The sequence below is a fragment of the Marinobacter sp. genome (assembly GCF_965229985.1).
Classification (GTDB): domain Bacteria; phylum Pseudomonadota; class Gammaproteobacteria; order Pseudomonadales; family Oleiphilaceae; genus Marinobacter.
Window position 1 is genome coordinate 3,039,691 of sequence record NZ_OZ245935.1, and the last position, 17,961, is coordinate 3,057,651.

Sequence of the window (17,961 nt, forward strand, 5' to 3'; positions counted from 1 at the left end):
CGCTTTAGCTGCCTGTTCAGACATTCTTTTATCATCAGGCCAGGATGGCCAGACCATTGGCAGTATAAAGGTTCCTGACCATGAGCAGCGTAGTCCGACTTCCCCGACGCATCTATCGCGGAGCCGAAATAACCCGGGCTCCAGACATGATCAACGACTATGATTTCAGTTCTGTTTACCAGCCGATCCTGAGCCCGACCCATCGGAAACTGGTGGGCTATGAGGCCCTGGTGAGGGTCAGGAAGAACAACGCCAGCATCTCCCCCTTCGAGCTTTTCCAGCAGGCGGAAGCAGAGAACCAGACTGCCGAACTGGACAGACACCTGTTGCAGATTCACCTCGATAATTTCGCCGCAAGCTCACAGCCTGTCTGGCTGTTCCTGAATATTAATCCGGGTACCTGCATTCATCCAGAAGCCTCTCTGGAAAAGCTCGCCCTACAGTGCCAGAGCAGCGGAATCGACCCGGAGAAAGTGGTTCTGGAGCTGGTGGAGACGGCCTCCGAGAATCCGACAGCACTTCTGGAATTCATTCTCAAGGCCAAGGCCCATGGTTTCCAGATTGCCATTGACGATTTTGGTATGGGCGATTCCAATTTCGAGCGTCTGTGGCGCATCAATCCGCTCATCGTGAAGCTCGACCGCAGCCTGTTGGTCAATGCGGAGAACCACAGTCGCGCCCGAATGCTGCTGGAAAGTCTGGTGAAGATGATTCGCGAGAGCGGCAGCCTCGTGCTTCTGGAAGGCATCGAGAACAGCACTCAGGCCCATATCGCCCTGCAAACCGAGGCGGATCTGCTGCAGGGTTTCCTGTTTGCCCGGCCAACAAGCCTGCACGATCATGAGCCGGAACTGACAGAACTGGCCCTGAAGGGAATTATTGCCGATTCCAGTGAATCTTCGGCCCAGGATATCCGGGACCAGGAGAGCTACTTTCGACTGCTTCGCTTCGAAATTCTGGAAGCCTGCCACTCCCTGAGCCGGGAGTTACCGTTCGACGTCGCGTGCAATAAGCTGTTGGACGTGGACGGTGTGCAACGCTGTTTCCTGCTTAATGCCCAGGGCATACAGCAGGGCAATCTTGCCCGGGCCAATCCGGACATCCATCGCGGAAAATTCAACCCCCTATATCACTCGGCCGGCGCCCGATGGACGCACCGGGAATACTTCCGCAATGCCCTGGAACGGCCCCAGCACATCAGTAGCTGTCGGCCCTATGTCGGTTTGCCGGACGCCAAACGCACGGTAACCCTCTCAACCATGCTGTCAGGACAGCAGGTATTCTGCATTGATATCCACCCGGATGAAATATTCGGTGGCCAGCTCGAGTTCCCGGCCACCCTGTGATCGTGTCACTGATCAGAAGTCATCCGCGCGTTTCTGAGGCGCTGCCGCCAGCCCTGTGCCACCGGCCTGGCCCGAAGCCTGGCGTTCCAGTTCCTTCTCCACTGCATTGGAGGATTTGGCAAACCGGGCCAACAGGTTATACAGCACCGGTATGATGAAAAGGGTCAGCGTGGTGGCGAAGATCAGCCCGCCCAGAATCACCATGCCAATGGCCGCACGGCTTTCCGCGCCTGCGCCGGTGGCGATTACCAGGGGAACCGCACCAAAAATCGTCGATATGGTGGTCATCAGTACCGGCCGGAACCGCAGGCAGGCGCCTTCGAGTATGGCATCCCGCACCTCATAGCCTTTGTCCCGGAGCTGATTGGCGAACTCCACGATCAATATCCCGTTCTTGGCCATCAACCCCAGCAACATGATGATGCCTATCTGGCTGTAAATGTTGAGACTGATTCCGGTCCACCAGAGCGCCAGCAGGGCACCGGTCACCGCCAGTGGCACCGACAGCATGATGATCAGCGGATGGATCCAGCTTTCAAACTGGGCCGCCAGCACCAGGAACACGATGACGAAGGCCAGCGCAAAGGTAACGTAGATGGCGGCCGAGGATTCCTGGAATTCCCGGCTCAAACCCTTGTAACTGACCCGCGCTTCCGGCGGCAGGTTATCCACAGCCAGGTTGTTCAGGTAGGTCAAGGCCGACCCCAGGTCATAACCATCGGCGAGGGAGGCACTGATGACCACGGCGGGAAGCCGGTCGATGCGACGGAGGTCCGGGTTGGCGCCAATTTCCTGCACCGAGACCAGCGCCTGCAAAGGGATCAGGTTGCCGCCCTCCCGGGGCCGCAGGAAAATCTGGCCCAGGTCTTCCGGGGTTGCCCGGTTGGCATCTTCAGCCTGGATAATCACATCGTATTCCCGGCCCCGATCAATGTAGGTCGTCACCTGGCGTGATGCCAGCATGGTCTGCAAGGTGAGCCCGACGTCCTCAATGGTGATGTCCAGGTCCGCCGCCCGCTCCCGGTCGATATTGACCCGAAGCTCTGGTCGGGTCAGCTCGAAGTCAGTATCCAGGTTCTGCAGATTGGGATTCTCCTTGGCCCGCTCCACGATCTCCTGGCTCCAGGCCTGTACCGACTCATAGTCCGGTCCGGCCACCACGAACTCCACCGCCTGACTGAACCCGCGCTGGCCCAGACCCGGCGGGTTTACGGCCACGGTTCGGATGCCGGACACATCCGCCAGTTTCTTGCGGATTTCGCTGGTCACTTCCTGCTGCTTGATATCCCGTTCTTCCCAGGGCACCAGGCCCATGATCAGGAACGCATTGTCTTCCTCATCGCGGAATCCGACGATGGAGAGCAGGCGATTGGCTATGCCCTCATCCAGATACGGCAGCAAAGACTCTTCCACCTGGCGGACGTAGTGATCGGTGTATTCCACCGTTGAACCACGAGGCGCGCTGGTGGGCATGATGATCACGGCGCGGTCCTCGGTTGGCGCCAGTTCCTGGGGCAATTTGGGGTACACCACGGCGGCAATAACCAGCCCCACCAGACCCAGGCCGAGTAACAGCCCCGGCTGCCTCAGGGAAAACTGCAACAGCCTGCGGTAACCATTGGTCAGGCCATTCAGAACCTTCTCGCTGGCCGCCCACAGACGATGGCCCTCCGCCGATTCCGGGCTGTGTCTGAGCCACTTGGAACACAGCATCGGTGCCAGCGTCAGGGCAACGAGGCTGGAAAAAACCACCGCCGCAGCCAGGGTAAATCCGAATTCGGCGAACAGCCGTCCGATATTGCCACCCATGAAAGAAATGGGGACAAACACCGCCACCAGGGTCAGGGTGGTGGCAATCACCGCAAACGCGACCTGTTTTGCGCCCCGGTAGGCGGCAAGCAATGGCGGTTCACCCTCGTCAATCCGGCGCTGGATGTTTTCCAGCATCACGATGGCGTCGTCCACCACCAGGCCGATGGCCAGAATGACCGCCAGCAGGGTCAGCACGTTAATGGAAAAACCGAGAAAACCCAGGCCGATGAAAGCACCAATCACCGCAACCGGAATGGTCACCGCAGGAATCAGGGTGGCGCGCCAGGAACGCAGGAACAGGAAGATAACGAGGATAACCAGGGACACCGCGATGGCGAGCGTGGTGACCACTTCCTTGATGGACGCCCGGATGAAAATGGACTCGTCGTAGCTTTCCGCGATGGTGACTTCCGGCGGCAGGGTCTCCCGAATCTTTTCCAACTCGGCGCGGACCGCATCGGAAACGGCCACGGTGTTGGCCTTGGACTGACGGATAACACCCATGCCGATGGCGGTCTGGCCGTTCGCGCGCAGACGGCTGACATCCGACTCCACCCCCATCTGGACATTGGCCACTTCCCCGAGACGCAACAGGTCATTACCGTCCCGGCGAATCACCAGTTCCCGAAACTGTTCCACATTCGACAGTCGGCCTTCGGCACGCACCGTGAAATTGCGAGTGGACGAATCCACCGATCCGGCCGGTAACTCCACGTTGTTGGCGCGCAGGGCCCGTTCAACTTCTGCCACGGTGATATCCCGGGCGGCAAGCCGCTCACGGTCCAGCCAGACCCGGATGGCATAACGCCGCTCGCCACCGATACGTACGTCGGCAACACCGTCGAGAACCGACAGCCGGTCCGCCAACACCCGGTCGGCAAAATCACTCAGCTCGGCACTGTCCCAGACATCACTGCGCAGGGTGACCCACATCATCGGGCGGGCATCGGAATCCGCCTTACGCACTACCGGCGGATCTGCTTCGTCCGGCAACTGGTTGGCCACCCGGGACACCGCATCACGAACATCATTGGCGGCAATATCCACATCCCGGGCCGTGGTGAATTCGATGCTGGTTCGGGATTCGCCCTGCTCAGTAGACGATTCAATAGAACGAATACCCTCGATGCCACTGATGGCACCCTCGATCACCTGGGTAATCTGGGTATCTACCACCTCGGCTGCCGCACCGGTGTAATCGGTGGAAATGGAGACAACCGGTGGGTCAATATCCGGGTATTCGCGCACCGGCAGGCCCAACAGGGCTGCCAGCCCGAAAACCACGATCAAAAGACTGAGAACCGTTGCGAACACCGGTCGCTTGATAGAGACATCAGAAAGAACCACCGGTTACGACTCCCTGGCCGTGATAAATCGGTTCTCGGGAATGGCCTTGTCATCTTCCAATACCCGAACCCGGTCCCCGCTGCTGAGCCGGTCCTGACCGGTCACAATCACCGGATCGTCCTGGCTCAAACCCTTCGACACTTCCACAAAACCCGGCATGCGCGAACCCAGGTTGACCGAAACCCGCCGGGCAACACCGTCTTCAGCCACAAACACATATTGTTCATCACCGCGGATCATCACCGCCTGTTCCGGGATAACCAGTGCTTCCCGTTCCCGGAGCGTCAGGGTGGCGGACATAAACTGCCCCGGGCGGAGCAGACCCTCCGGATTATCGATCAGTGCCCGCACCGGCAGCGACCGGCTCAGCTCACTGACCCGGGAACCCAACTCCACCAGCTGACCGGAAAACTGCCGATCCGGGTAGGCCGGCGATGCGCCGCGAACCCGTTGCCCAAGACTCACCTGCCCCAGAAAACGCTCCGGAATGGAAAAACCCAGCTCCATACGGTCGGTGGTATCCAGGGTGGTCACCGAGGTTCCGGCCGTGATGTAGGCCCCGACGCTGATGTCACTCAACCCGACCACACCGGCAAACGGCGCTTCGATGCGGTGGTTCTCCAGACGGACCCGACCCGCCTGACGCTGCGCCTCGGCCACGTCGACAGCCGTTCTCAGCTCATCCACCTGGGACTGGGAAATACTGTTGTTGGAGCGCAACCGCTGTGCCCTCTCTAACTTCCGGCGGGCATCCGCCAGTTGGGCTTCAATCACCTGCAGATCCGCCCGGGCCTGGCGATCATCCAGTCGTAAAAGCACCTCACCCTGCTCTACCCGGCGGCCGGTTTCCAGATTCAGTTCTACCACCCGGCCACTGACTTCCGTGGTCAACTCCACCGCATTCAGGGCTTTCAGACTGCCAACTGCATTGACCACATCCCGCACCATCTCCATCTTCGGAAGGAGCGTGTTGACGGCACTGGCAGGACGCTCAGCACCGCTCTGAGCGGCAGTGCCCTCATCCAGATTCTGGTACACAAAGGCACCGCCGATAGCAACTGCCACCAGCACCAACGCAATCAACCACTGTTTCCACATAGGATTTCCAGATTCTTCCAATTCTCGGTTAGTCGTCTGTTACTTTTTCTGGATCACCAGCACCACTTCGCCCACGTCGATTCCCCACTTGCTCATGGTGGTCTGGTTGATCAGCGTGTCGGGCGTGATCAGATACATCCAGTCGTCCATGCGCACATCCAGAGTACCGTCACCGTATGACACACGGAGGACATAATTCATATGAATGGCGTTACCGCGCCAGCGCATGGTTCCGGGTTCAACCACATCGCCTGCGTCGGCATGATAACCCTCCTCGGAGGGAGTCAAGGTCCAGACCCGGGTCTGCACCTCGCCGTCATTAAAGCGGAACACCTCATCCAGGGTGCCCACACCCTCATCATCCCACGACGCGCTAATATCCGCATCGAAGGTACGAATCACCTCACCGGAGAAATTCTTGACCACCCCCCGGGCGGAAAGTTCGCCAGTGAAGAACTCTTCCGGGACCAGTTCGGGTGTGCGGTCTGCATAATCCTCGAGTGACGGGCTGGCACAGCCGCTGAGCAGCAGTGCCGAAGACAGTACCCAGAGTATAGGTGTCGACAGGCGTTTCGATATCTCAGTAAACGGGCTTTGCATGACTTTTACACTCTCTGAACGGGTTTATTGCGGTTCTTTGGCGAAAAGGAATACGCCACAACCGACTTTAGCGATCATTGCCGGACTCTCTCCGGGCTTTCCCCGGGCTTTTACGTCATCTCGGCCAATTGTCCATTCTGACAGTCTGCCGGGCGCTTTTCGTCAATGGCAGCGCCCGGGTATTGGCGTAAAACAACAGGTAATGGCGGGTGATTGCCCACCGAAGATTCCGAGAAAGACACAGAGGATTCCGCTATGCCGGTTTACAAGGCGCCCCTGCGCGACATGAAATTTTTGCTGAACGAAGTGTTCGACTACCCGGGTCATTACGCCACCCTGGCCAGCGGTGAAAACGCCACGCCCGATATCGTGGATGCGATACTCGGCGAATGCGCAAAGTTCTGTGAAGAAGTGCTGAGCCCACTCTACCTCTCCGGCGACGAGGAAGGCTGCAAACTCGAGAACGGTGAGGTCACTACACCTGCCGGTTACCGCGAAGCCTACCAACAATACGCCATGGGTGGCTGGCAAGGGCTCTCCGCACCCGAGGAATACGGCGGCCAGGGCCTGCCTGCGTCCATGGGACTGCTGAAACAGGAGATGATGGGCACAGCCAACTGGCCTTTCTCTATGTACCCGGGTCTGTCCCTGGGCGCCATGAACACCATTTTCCTGCACGGTTCCGAGGATCAGAAACAGACCTACCTTGCACCACTGACCGAAGGCCGTTGGGCCGGCACCATGTGCCTGACCGAACCCCAGTGCGGCACCGATCTGGGCCAGGTGAAGACCAAAGCTGAACCCCAGGCCGACGGCAGCTACCAACTCACGGGCACCAAGATTTTCATCTCCTCCGGCGACCACGACCTGACCGAGAACATCGTCCACATCGTATTGGCCCGTCTGCCGGATGCCCCCAAGGGTACCCGGGGTATCAGCCTGTTTATCGTGCCCAAGTTCCTGCCCGACAGCCAGGGCGGGGTGGGCGAACGCAACGCGGTGGTCTGTGGCAGTCTGGAAAAGAAAATGGGCATCAAGGCCTCGGCCACCTGTGTGCTCAATTTCGATGGGGCCAAGGGTTATCTGATCGGGCCCGAGAATGAAGGCCTCAACTGCATGTTCACCTTCATGAACACCGCCCGGATCGGCACCGCAATCCAGGGTGTCGGGCCGGCGGAGCTGTCCTATCAGTGGGCGTTGGCCTATGCGAAGGATCGACGCTCTATGCGGGCACTTTCCGGTAAAAAAGAACCGGATCAGGTGGCCGATAGCCTGATTCATCATGCCGATGTGCGCCGGATGCTGCTAACCCAGAAGGCCATCGCCGAAGGCGGCCGGGCCATGCTGTATTACGCTGCGCGGCTGGCCGATCACATGGTGGAAGGGTTCACCGAAGGGGACGGTAAAAAGGCCGACAAATACGATGACAAGCTCGGCTTCCTGACACCGATTCTGAAGGGCTTTCTCACCGAACTCGGCTGCGAAGCGGCCAACCTGGGGGTTCAGGTCTTTGGCGGCCATGGTTACATCCGGGAACATGGGATGGAGCAGATTGTCCGGGATACCCGCATCGCCACCCTGTACGAGGGCACTACCGGTATCCAGGCGCTCGATCTGTTGGGTCGAAAGGTTTTGCTGATGACCCAGGGCGGCGCGGTCCGCGAATTCACCCTGAAGATTGCCAATTTTGCCCGCAAGCATCTCACCGACAAACGGCTGCGACCCTGGGCGCTTGAGCTACTCAAGCTGACCGGCCAGTGGAACCTGTTGACGGTCCGGATCATGCTCGCAGCCCGCAAGGACCGGGATGTGGTGAGCTCTGCGGCCTATGATTTCCTGATGTACAGCGGCTACGTCACCATGGCCTATATCTGGCTGCGCCAGGCCGTCGTAGCTGTGGATAAACTCGATAACGGTGGCGAGGATTCGGCTGCTTTCTACCAGGCCAAGCTCGGAACCACCGAATTCTATTTTGAGCGCCTGTTGCCCCGGGCCCAGAGCCACGCTGCCAGCATGCTCAGCCCCAGCAAGAACCTGATGCAACTGGATGCCGATGATCTGGCCTTTACCGGATAAGCTATCCGGTCCCTCCTGGTCCCGGGCAAGGCCCGGGATTTTTTTGCCCTTGAAATACGCCCGCCTGACCCCACTTCACAGGTGCATTTCCACACTGGAGTTATTAACTAACTGAATTAAATAGAAAAGCTTTGATCTCGAGCATAAAAGAAGGAGGTTCGAATATGGAAACTCGTGCTGACGACTTTTATCCCACCCGCCTGGAACGTCCCACTGAAAGCTTTGAGCGCCAGGACCCTGTGGTGCACAGCAAAGTATCGGAACGAGCTGATGGACCACTGAGTGAAACCGAACTGGCGCAGTATGAACGCGACGGCTTTCTTGTCTTCAACAATTTTCTCGACCAGGCCACCGTTCGCCAGTTCCGGGAGGATCTGCGGGCCTACGAAGACGATGAGAGTATCCTTCGGTCCGAAGGTACCATTACCGAGCCCGGCAAGCAGGAAATCCGCTCGATTTTCGGCATTCACGAACTGTCTGATCGCTTCGACCGGCTGACCCGGAATCCGAAGATTCTGGCGATGGTTCGCCAGCTTCTGGGCAGTGAAGCTTATATCCACCAGTCACGGATCAACTTCAAACCCGGCTTCCACGGCAAGGGCTTCGACTGGCACTCGGATTTCGAGACCTGGCACGCCGAAGACGGAATGCCCCGGATGCGGGCGGTCAGCTTTTCCATCGCCCTCACCGACAACACGCCGTTTAACGGCCCGTTGATGCTGATTCCCGGCTCCCACAAGACCTTTGTGCCCTGCGTCGGCCGCACGCCGGAAGACAACTACCAGTCATCCCTGAAAAAACAGGAACTGGGCGTTCCCAATGATAGGGACCTTGCCGCCATGGCGGACGAATACGGTATCAAGGCCCCCACCGGTCCCGCCGGCTCGCTGATCATCTTCGAATGCAATACGCTGCATGCGTCAAATGCCAATATGTCACCCTGGCCGCGCAGCAATCTGTTCTTCGTCTACAACAGTGTGGAAAACCAGCTTCAGGCCCCATTCTGTGGCAACAAACCACGGCCGGATTTCCTGGGCAATCGCACTAACATCGAGGCCCTGGTGCCAGTCTCAGAAGACGAACGCCGGAAAACCGGTTAGCCTTATTTACCAATACAGAAGCTGCTGAAAATCTTGCCGAGAAGTTCATCCGGGGTGAGATGCCCGGTAATCTCGCCCAGGGCATCCTGGGCCGCCCGCAAATCTTCAGCGAGTAACTCACCGGCACCGACCCCTTCCAACTGGCTCTGGCCCTGGATCAGCAGGGCCTGGGCCCGCTCCAGGGCATCCAGGTGCCGGCGTCGAGCCAGGAAACCGCCTTCGGTAGTGCTGGCAAAGCCCATGCACTGTTTCAGGTGGTCCCGCAGAATTTCCAGACCTTCAGCAGATTTTGCTGCCAAACGGATGACCGGCGCACTCTGGTGGTCTTCAGCGCTGATTCCTACCATTTCACCGGACAGGTCCACCTTGTTGCGAATAACCGTCACAGGCGCGTTGGCCGGCAACTGGTCAATGAAATCCGGCCAGATTTCATGGGGACTGGTTTTATCAGTGGTGGTGGCATCCACCATCAGAAGGATGCGATCGGCCTGACGGATTTCATCCCAGGCCCGGGCAATACCGATCTGTTCCACTTCATCCGGACTGTCCCGGAGACCGGCCGTGTCGATGATGTGCAGCGGCATACCATCAATATGGATATGTTCCCTGAGGACATCCCGGGTTGTACCTTCAATAGCCGTAACAATGGCCGCCTCGCGACCGGCCAGGGCATTCAGCAGGCTGGATTTGCCGGCATTGGGTCTGCCGCCAATGACTACTTTCATACCGTCCCGAAGAATGGTCCCCTGCTGGGCTTCGGCCAGGATTTTCTCGAGCCGGTCCAGCAGGTTCTGAAGATCACTGGCCACCTTGCCATCGGCCAGGAAATCAATCTCCTCTTCGGGAAAATCGATCGCCGCTTCAACGTAGATCCGCAAGTGGGTCACCGCCTCCACCAGATCCTCGATCTGCCGGGAAAATACCCCCTGCATGGAACGAACGGCACAGCGCGCTGCCTGTTCCGAGCTGCTCTCGATCAGATCGGCAATGGCCTCAGCCTGGGCCAGATCCAGTTTGTCGTTCAAAAACGCCCGCTCGGAAAACTCACCAGGGCGGGCCAGTCTTGCCCCCTGGCTGCACACCTCCCGAAGCAGAATATCGAGAATCACGGTACCGCCGTGGCCCTGAAGCTCGAATACATCCTCACCGGTGAAGGAGTGGGGGTTGGGGAAAAACAGCCCAATGCCCTCATCAATCAACTCGCCCCGACTATCGTGGAACGGGCCGTAATGGGCATAACGGGGTTTGGGCTCGAACCCCAGCATCTGTTGGGCAATGGCCCGGGCCCTGGGACCGGACACGCGAACGATGCCGACCCCGGCCTGTCCGGGTGCGGTGGCTATGGCTGCGATGGTTTCAGAACTCTGGCTCATGCTTTTTCCACAGGCTGAAAACAACAAAGGCTCCACACAGGAGCCTTTGCCGGGTCGGTTAGGGCACCAGTCAGTGCTTCTTGCCGGCCATTTCTGCTTCGATCTTGCGGGTAATGTACCACTGCTGGGCGATGGACAGAATGTTGTTCACCAGCCAGTACAGAACCAGACCTGCCGGGAACCACAGGAAGAACACGGTGAAGATCAACGGCATCATCTTCATGATCTTCGCTTGCATCGGATCCGGCGGCGTCGGGTTCAGGCTCATCTGAAGGAACATGCTGGCGCCCATCAGGATCGGCAGGATGAAATACGGGTCCATGACTGACAGATCCTGAATCCACAGCATGAACGGCGCATGGCGTAGCTGCACACTTTCAAACAGTACCCAGTACAGAGAGATGAACACCGGCATCTGCACCAGAATCGGCAGACAGCCACCGAGCGGATTGATTTTCTCCCGCTTGTACAGCGCCATCATTTCCTGGGACATGCGCTGTCGGTCGTCACCGTACAGTTCTTTCAGCCGGGTCAGCTGAGGGGCGACCGCCCGCATCTTGGCCATGGATTTGTAACTGGTGGCAGACAGATGGAAGAAAACGGCCTTCACCAGTACGGTCAACAGGATAATGGAAACACCCCAGTTACCAACGATGCTGTGGAACCAGTCCAGAATGATGAACAGTGGCAGGGAAATGAAGAACAGCCAACCGAAATCAACGGTACGGTCCATGTTCGGAGCCATTTCTTCCAGGCGCTCAATGATCTTCGGTCCGACATAGGCCCGGGCACCAATCTCGGCGGTCTCGCCCGGAGCAACGTTGGTTGCCGGATAGACAAAGCCCATCACAAAGTTCGTGCCACGCCGGGTGGTCTGGTACTGGGCAGGAATATCACGTTCTGGCACCCAGGCAGACAGGAAGTAATGCTGGAGGAAAGCCAGCCAGCCGTTGGTGACAGACTGGTTGATCTGGGTTTCCTGCAGATCGCCAAAATCAAATTTCTCGTAGGGATCCTCCGGGGAGCTGATCACCAGACCCAGGAATGCCTGGATACCCATGCTGGTCTGGGAGGTTGGGTCCGGGGCCTGGTCACGGACGATCTTGCCGGTGAAATTGGCCTGCCAGTCGTCGCTGGACTGGTTTTCGACCAGGTATTTAACCCCGATCTCATAACTGTTGCGTTCGAACTGGTAACGCTTGGTGATCTGGACACCGTTATCAGTGGTGTAAGTCAGATCTACCTGAAGCTGGTTGTCACCCTCAGCCATCTCATAGCTGGAGGCATCTGCACTGTAGACCGGAGCGGAACCGTTCTTGCGGCTATCAGGACCATCACGACCAATCAGACCACTTTCGAGAACGTAAAGACGGTTCTGGGTGTTGTTCAGAAGCGTCAGCGGTTCTTTGCTGTTGAGTGATTTGTCGTAGTCAAGTAGTTGGGCTTTTACCAGATTGCCGCTGACCCGATCGATCTGCAGGTCGTAGACGTCGGTGCGGACAGTGATGAACTGATCGCTCACCGTGGTGTTGTTTTCGGTTGAGCTGACGACAGCCTGGCCTGTTTCCGGGGTCGTGAACTCGCCATCACCATCCACCTGAGCAGCATTATCTTCCGGAAGCACCATATCGTCTGAACTGCCCATGCTGCCGGTGGACTGCGAAGGCTGAGATTCAGCGACTTGAGCCGTCTCCGGCTGCTGATGGTAATCCTCATTCCAGGCAAGCACCATCAGATAACTGACAATAGCCAGGCCGGCAAATAATACGATGCGTTGAATATCCATAGAGTTACTGTCTGGTCTGGGTTGTTGTATGGGAATGATCAGCGTGTACGCAGGTTGTTACGGTTTCCTGAATTCGGGGGTCTGTTGTTCCCGGTACAGGATCATAACCGCCTTCCGCCCAGGGATGACACCTTAACAGACGCCGGATTGCGAGAAATAATCCTTTAAGTGCGCCATGGTAGCTTATGGCTTCAACGGCGTATTGTGAGCAGGTGGGATAGTGGCGGCAGTGGCTGGCCATCAGGGGACTGATTGCGTACTGGTAGAAGCGGATGGGCAGAAGCAGAAGCTTGCGCATTAACCCGTTCCTCGACCGGCAGTTTCCGACGTTGCTGCCCGGGATGGCTGAGATTGAGCGTACTTTTTCCTGAGGCGTCGCCAGAGGTCGTCCATGGATGCCCGTACCGACTGGTTGTCCAGGGAAACCAGCCCTTGGCGTCCCAGAACTACAAGGTCGAGACCGGGCAGATCCGTCTGGTGCCGGAAGCTTTCTCTGACCTGGCGTTTTACCCGGTTTCTCTGGACGGCCAGCTTCAGGTTCTTCTTCGAGAAGATCAAACCGATCCTGGCGTGACCGAGGTTATTCGGTGTGGCCAGGATCAGAAAATTCCGGTGCGGAACTTTCAGCTGCACGTCGTTGAAGACTTTGCCGTAATCAGCAGGTCGCAGAAGACGATGTGATTTCGGGAAACTCAAAGCCTTCATGAGGCAATCAGAGCTTACGCGGACAGACGTGCGCGGCCCTTGGCACGACGACGGGAAATAACCTTGCGACCGTTGGCAGTGGCCATACGGGCACGGAAACCGTGAACGCGCTTACGCTTCAGGACGCTTGGTTGAAACGTTCTTTTCATGGTGATGATCTCACAATTCGTAAGTTGGAAATTCAGTAACTGGCTGGAAAATGAACAGCCAAAACAGGAGCGGCATTCTATGCAAATACCGGTGGGAATTCAATGGTTATTGCTAGGGGGTTATGCGCATGCTGAAAATTCCAGAAAGGTCTGGCCAGCTAATAAATTCAGTAAGTCTTTTTAGAATTCTTTTAAGGATTAATTATTACTGTTATTAGTATCGAAGGTTTCTGTGGATAAGCGATAAAAAATATAGAAAAACATACCCTTGCGCGGTTTATAAGGTTATTGATAAGGCGCCCTGAGCGCTGTGGACGGTGGCAGGGCGAAATGTGGGTAAGTCGGATCTGCACGATGGATCCAAGTTATCCCCGGTTGCGTCCCGGGGTTTCTAACAGGGTTAAACCCGGGCTGTACACACAGGGCTGTGGGTAATTTTCCTGGAAGTTATTTTCTGTACACAAGGCTGTAGGTAAGTTCGTAAAAAACTGAAATACATAGAAATAAATTTCCACAGGCTGTTCATGAACCGGCTGCGGCTCTTTCACTGGAAGGCCGGTCGGGTTAGAATCCGGGGTCATCTCACTGGACAGGAAGTCCCTTGTCCGTTCAGAGACATTTCAGGGTTATCGGGAGCAGGCTGTCGTGCCAAACAGTATGTGGCATCAATGTCTTGAAGTACTCCGGGACGAGTTTCCCGCACAACAGTTCAATACCTGGCTCAGGCCCCTGCAATCCGATCATCGGGAGGGGCAGCTGATGCTGTTCGCACCCAACCGTTTCGTGATGGATTGGGTGAATGAAAAGTACCTGCGGCGTATCGAAGAGGTGCTCAAGGATCTGAACGGCGGGCAGGCTCCCCGGGTCAATATGAAAGTGGGGTCGGCACCCCGTGAAGATGAACCGGTCAAACGCTCGGAAGCACCTGTGCGAGTGAATGGCCAGGTTCATGAGGAAACCGGTAGCCGGGTCACCGAAGAAGAAAAGGGTGTGGCTGCCACGGTGGCCGGTTCGCCCTCTGTTCGCCCGAAAAGTGGCAGCGAGCGGCGGCCGGTTCAGGTTGAAGGGGACATCAAGCACCAGAGTTTTCTGAATGAAGGGTTCACCTTCGAAACCTTTGTTGAAGGTAAATCCAACCAGCTGGCACGGGCCGCGTCGATGCAGGTGGCCGAGAATCCGGGTGGTGCCTACAATCCGCTGTTCCTGTACGGCGGTGTTGGTCTGGGTAAGACCCACCTGATGCACGCCATCGGCAACGAAATTGTCCGTCGCAACCCCAAGGCGAAGGTGGCCTATCTTCGCTCGGAACGGTTTGTAGCAGATATGGTCAAGGCATTGCAGCTGAACGCCATCAACGAGTTCAAGCGCTATTACCGATCCGTGGATGCGCTGTTGATTGACGACATCCAGTTCTTTGCCCGCAAGGAGCGTTCCCAGGAAGAGTTCTTCCATACGTTTAATGCGCTGCTGGAAGGCGGTCAGCAGGTCATCGTGACCTGTGATCGATTCCCGAAAGAAATTGTCGATATGGAAGAACGACTCAAATCCCGGTTTGGCTGGGGTCTGACTGTGATGGTTGAGCCACCGGAACTTGAAACCCGGGTGGCGATTCTTATGAAGAAGGCCGATCAGGCCAACGTGAAGCTCAGTAGCGAAGCGGCTTTTTTTATTGCCCAAAAGATTCGTTCCAATGTTCGGGAATTGGAAGGGGCGCTGCGTCTGGTGATAGCGAATGCTCACTTCACCGGTTCTGAGATTACTCCCCCGTTTATCCGGGAGAGCTTGAAAGACCTGTTGGCGCTGCATGAGAAACAGGTGAGCATCGATAATATTCAGCGCACAGTGGCAGAGTATTACAAGATCAAGGTCGCCGACTTACTCTCCAAACGTCGAACCCGAACGGTCACGCGACCCCGGCAGGTTGCCATGGCGCTGTCGAAGGAGCTGACCAATCATAGCTTGCCGGAGATTGGCGATGCCTTTGGCGGTCGTGACCACACAACCGTATTGCATGCGTGCAAGAAAATCGTGGAGTTGCAGGAGACTGATCCGGGCATCCGCGAGGATTATCAGAATTTTATGAGACTGCTGACCACCTGATGCCGGGCGTTGGCGAATAACATTCACCCTTCCAACATAAAGAAAGCTGAGTGCCATGAAACTGACGATCAGCCGTGAATCCCTGCTTACCCCGCTGCAAAGCATTGCCGGCGTGGTGGAAAAGAAACAGACCATGCCCGTGCTCTCCAACGTGTTGCTTGTGGCGGAGGACAATACCCTGACCCTGACCGGTACCAATATGGAAGTGGAACTGGTGGCGCGGGTAACACCGGTACATGTGGATCAGCCTGGCCGGATTACCGTTCCGGCCCGCAAACTGTCCGATATCTCCCGGGCCCTTGGTGACGAAGCGCCGATGGAGCTGTCCCTTGAGGGGGATCGTTTGCATCTGCGCTGCGGGGCCAGTCACTTCACATTGTCCACATTGCCGGCGGAACACTTCCCGAATGTGGAAGACGAAGACGAAAGCTTCCGCCTGGAGCTGCCCCAAAAAGAACTGGGCCGGATGCTGGATGCAACGGCGTTCGCCATGGCCCAGCAGGACGTTCGCTATTACCTGAACGGCCTGTTACTGGAAGTGGACAAGGATCATGTAAGGACGGTGGCGACCGATGGCCACCGACTGGCCATGGCACATCTGGAACTGGTGACCAATTGCCCGGAGTTGCGGCAGGTGATCGTTCCCCGTAAAGGGGTTCTCGAACTTTCCCGACTGCTGGATGACGTGGAGACACCGGTCACCCTGGTAATCGGTGACAATCACCTTCGGGCGACTGTGGGTTCTTATACCTTCACCTCGAAACTCATTGAAGGCAAATTCCCTGACTACAACCGTGTTATTCCGCGTGGGGGCGACAAGATCGTTCTGGCCGACCGCGCGACTCTGAAGAATACCCTGCAACGAGCGGGTATTCTGTCCCATGAGAATATCCGCGGTGTGCGACTAAACCTGGCATCGAATGAGCTCCAGGTCTTCGCCAATAACCCGGACCAGGAACAGGCCGAAGATGCGCTGCCGGTGGACTATCAGGGCGAATCCCTGCAGATCGGTTTTAATGTAGGCTATCTGGTGGATGTAATGAACGCGCTGGATGAGGACCAGGTAAAAATTACCCTGTCCAACCCGAACAGCAGTGCGTTGATAGAGGCGCAGAATGATAACCGCTGCCTCTATGTTGTCATGCCCATGAGGCTGTAGGAGGAGATGAGGTTGATGAGTACCGTAACGAATGGAATCAAAGGCGCCTTCAGGATTGGCCAGACTGTGTCGGTACTCGGGCGCACCGGGATTAACTGGCTGCGGGGGGATCGCCCTCCCACGCCCAGGCTGCTGAGGCAGACGTTTGAATCCCTGGGTGCGACTTACATCAAGCTGGGTCAGTTTATTGCCAGTTCACCCACGTTTTTCCCCAAGGAGTATGTGGAGGAATTCCAGTACTGCCTGGACAAGACCCCTAACCTGCCCTTTGGTGTGATCAAGAAGATCATCCGGGACGAACTGGGTCGGCCCCTTGATGAGGTTTATGCGGAGATCGATCCGGTGGCGCTGGCCTCGGCATCGATTGCGCAGGTTCACGCCGCCCGGTTGGTATCCGGTGAAGAAGTGGTTATCAAGGTCCAGAAACCGGGGGTTGAGAACATTCTGCTGACGGACCTGAACTTCCTGTATCTGTCCGCCCGAATTATTGAAACCCTGGCACCGAAACTGTCCTGGACTTCCATGTCCGGTATTGTGGAGGAAATCCAGCGGACCATGATGGAAGAGTGCGACTTTATCAAGGAAGCCAACAACCTGAAGGTTTTCCGGGATTTCCTGCATGACACCCATAATGAAGACGCGGCGGTGCCCAGGGTGTTTGAGCATTGCAGTACCCGCCGTATTCTGACCATGGAGCGCTTCCACGGTGTGTCACTGACGGACCTGGAGAGCATTCGCGGTTACGCCCGGGATCCGGAGCGGACCCTGATCACTGCCATGAACACCTGGTTTGCCAGCCTGACCCAGTGCGAATTTTTCCACGCCGATGTGCATGCGGGTAACCTGATGGTGCTGAAGGATGGTCGGGTTGGTTTTATCGATTTTGGCATTGTTGGTCGGATCAAACCGGATACCTGGCAGGCGGTCAGTGATTTTATTTCGGCTGTGATGGTTGGCAACTTCGAAGGTATGGCCGATGCCATGATCCGTATCGGGATTACCCGCCAGACGGTCCGGGTTGAAGATCTCGCCGCTGATCTGCGAAGGCTGTATCAGCAGATGGACAAGATGGTTCCGGATGAAGTGCCTTATGAGGCAGACCAGGCGGAGGACGATGTTAATCACATACTGATGGATATGGTTAAGATTGGCGAAAGCCACGGTCTGCATTTCCCAAGGGAATTTGCTCTGCTGCTGAAACAATTCCTGTATTTCGATCGGTACGTTCACATCCTCGCTCCGGAAATGGATGTGTTTATGGATGAGCGGTTGAATATGCTCCATTGAGGCTGTCGCCTTGAGCGGTTGGC

Annotated in this window: 14 protein-coding genes; 6 read left to right on the plus strand and 8 right to left on the minus strand. The window is 56.8% G+C overall.

Annotated elements, in window-relative coordinates; translation table 11 throughout:
* The first annotated feature begins 80 nt into the window (after positions 1-80).
* Positions 81-1,346, plus strand: a complete 1,266-nt coding sequence (locus tag ACO06L_RS13895) for an EAL domain-containing protein (RefSeq protein WP_064229481.1) — start codon at positions 81-83, stop codon at positions 1,344-1,346.
* 12 nt (positions 1,347-1,358) lie between these two features.
* On the opposite strand, the gene ACO06L_RS13900 is transcribed toward ACO06L_RS13895, so the two are convergent.
* Genes ACO06L_RS13900 through ACO06L_RS13910 form a run of 3 tightly spaced genes read right to left on the minus strand, consistent with a single transcriptional unit; the run spans position 1,359 to position 6,203 of the window.
* Positions 1,359-4,505, minus strand: a complete 3,147-nt coding sequence (locus ACO06L_RS13900) for an efflux RND transporter permease subunit (RefSeq protein ID WP_064229480.1) — start codon at positions 4,503-4,505, stop codon at positions 1,359-1,361.
* Between the two features lie 3 nt (positions 4,506-4,508).
* Positions 4,509-5,603, minus strand: a complete 1,095-nt coding sequence (locus ACO06L_RS13905) for an efflux RND transporter periplasmic adaptor subunit (protein ID WP_064229479.1) — start codon at positions 5,601-5,603, stop codon at positions 4,509-4,511.
* A gap of 39 nt (positions 5,604-5,642) precedes the next feature.
* Positions 5,643-6,203 (minus strand): DUF3833 domain-containing protein, encoded by a 561-nt coding sequence (locus ACO06L_RS13910; RefSeq protein ID WP_064229478.1) that lies wholly within the window; start codon positions 6,201-6,203, stop codon positions 5,643-5,645.
* 255 nt (positions 6,204-6,458) lie between these two features.
* Between ACO06L_RS13910 and ACO06L_RS13915 the strand changes: the two genes are divergently transcribed.
* Positions 6,459-8,279 carry an acyl-CoA dehydrogenase C-terminal domain-containing protein gene (locus tag ACO06L_RS13915; protein ID WP_202346223.1) on the plus strand — a complete coding sequence of 607 codons (1,821 nt, stop codon included), beginning with the start codon at positions 6,459-6,461 and terminating at the stop codon, positions 8,277-8,279.
* 164 nt (positions 8,280-8,443) lie between these two features.
* Positions 8,444-9,379 carry an ectoine hydroxylase gene (gene thpD, locus ACO06L_RS13920; RefSeq protein ID WP_202346224.1) on the plus strand — a complete coding sequence of 312 codons (936 nt, stop codon included), beginning with the start codon at positions 8,444-8,446 and terminating at the stop codon, positions 9,377-9,379.
* A 2-nt stretch (positions 9,380-9,381) separates the two neighbouring features.
* On the opposite strand, the gene mnmE is transcribed toward thpD, so the two are convergent.
* The 5 genes from mnmE to rpmH form a co-directional block, all read right to left on the minus strand.
* Entirely contained in the window at positions 9,382-10,752 is a 1,371-nt protein-coding gene (gene mnmE, locus ACO06L_RS13925) for a tRNA uridine-5-carboxymethylaminomethyl(34) synthesis GTPase MnmE (protein ID WP_202346225.1), read from the minus strand.
* Between the two features lie 70 nt (positions 10,753-10,822).
* Positions 10,823-12,538 carry a membrane protein insertase YidC gene (yidC, locus tag ACO06L_RS13930; protein ID WP_202346226.1) on the minus strand — a complete coding sequence of 572 codons (1,716 nt, stop codon included), beginning with the start codon at positions 12,536-12,538 and terminating at the stop codon, positions 10,823-10,825.
* Between the two features lie 4 nt (positions 12,539-12,542).
* Positions 12,543-12,836: a membrane protein insertion efficiency factor YidD gene (gene yidD, locus ACO06L_RS13935; protein WP_202346227.1), complete on the minus strand. Its 294-nt coding sequence runs from the start codon at positions 12,834-12,836 to the stop codon at positions 12,543-12,545.
* Entirely contained in the window at positions 12,836-13,243 is a 408-nt protein-coding gene (gene rnpA / locus ACO06L_RS13940) for a ribonuclease P protein component (RefSeq protein ID WP_202346228.1), read from the minus strand. Before rnpA ends, yidD begins: the two co-directional genes overlap by 1 nt.
* A 14-nt stretch (positions 13,244-13,257) precedes the next feature.
* Complete coding sequence (gene rpmH / locus ACO06L_RS13945) at positions 13,258-13,392, minus strand: 50S ribosomal protein L34 (protein WP_008172542.1); 135 nt, start codon at positions 13,390-13,392, stop codon at positions 13,258-13,260.
* A 645-nt stretch (positions 13,393-14,037) separates the two neighbouring features.
* On the opposite strand from rpmH, the gene dnaA reads away from it, so the two are divergent.
* From dnaA to ACO06L_RS13960, 3 genes are read left to right on the plus strand one after another with little or no spacing between them, the layout of a single operon-like run.
* Positions 14,038-15,492: a chromosomal replication initiator protein DnaA gene (gene dnaA / locus ACO06L_RS13950; protein ID WP_202346229.1), complete on the plus strand. Its 1,455-nt coding sequence runs from the start codon at positions 14,038-14,040 to the stop codon at positions 15,490-15,492.
* A gap of 55 nt (positions 15,493-15,547) precedes the next feature.
* Positions 15,548-16,651 (plus strand): DNA polymerase III subunit beta, encoded by a 1,104-nt coding sequence (gene dnaN, locus ACO06L_RS13955; protein WP_202346230.1) that lies wholly within the window; start codon positions 15,548-15,550, stop codon positions 16,649-16,651.
* Between the two features lie 15 nt (positions 16,652-16,666).
* Complete coding sequence (locus ACO06L_RS13960; protein ID WP_202346231.1) at positions 16,667-17,938, plus strand: ABC1 kinase family protein; 1,272 nt, start codon at positions 16,667-16,669, stop codon at positions 17,936-17,938.
* The last annotated feature ends 23 nt before the right edge of the window (positions 17,939-17,961 follow it).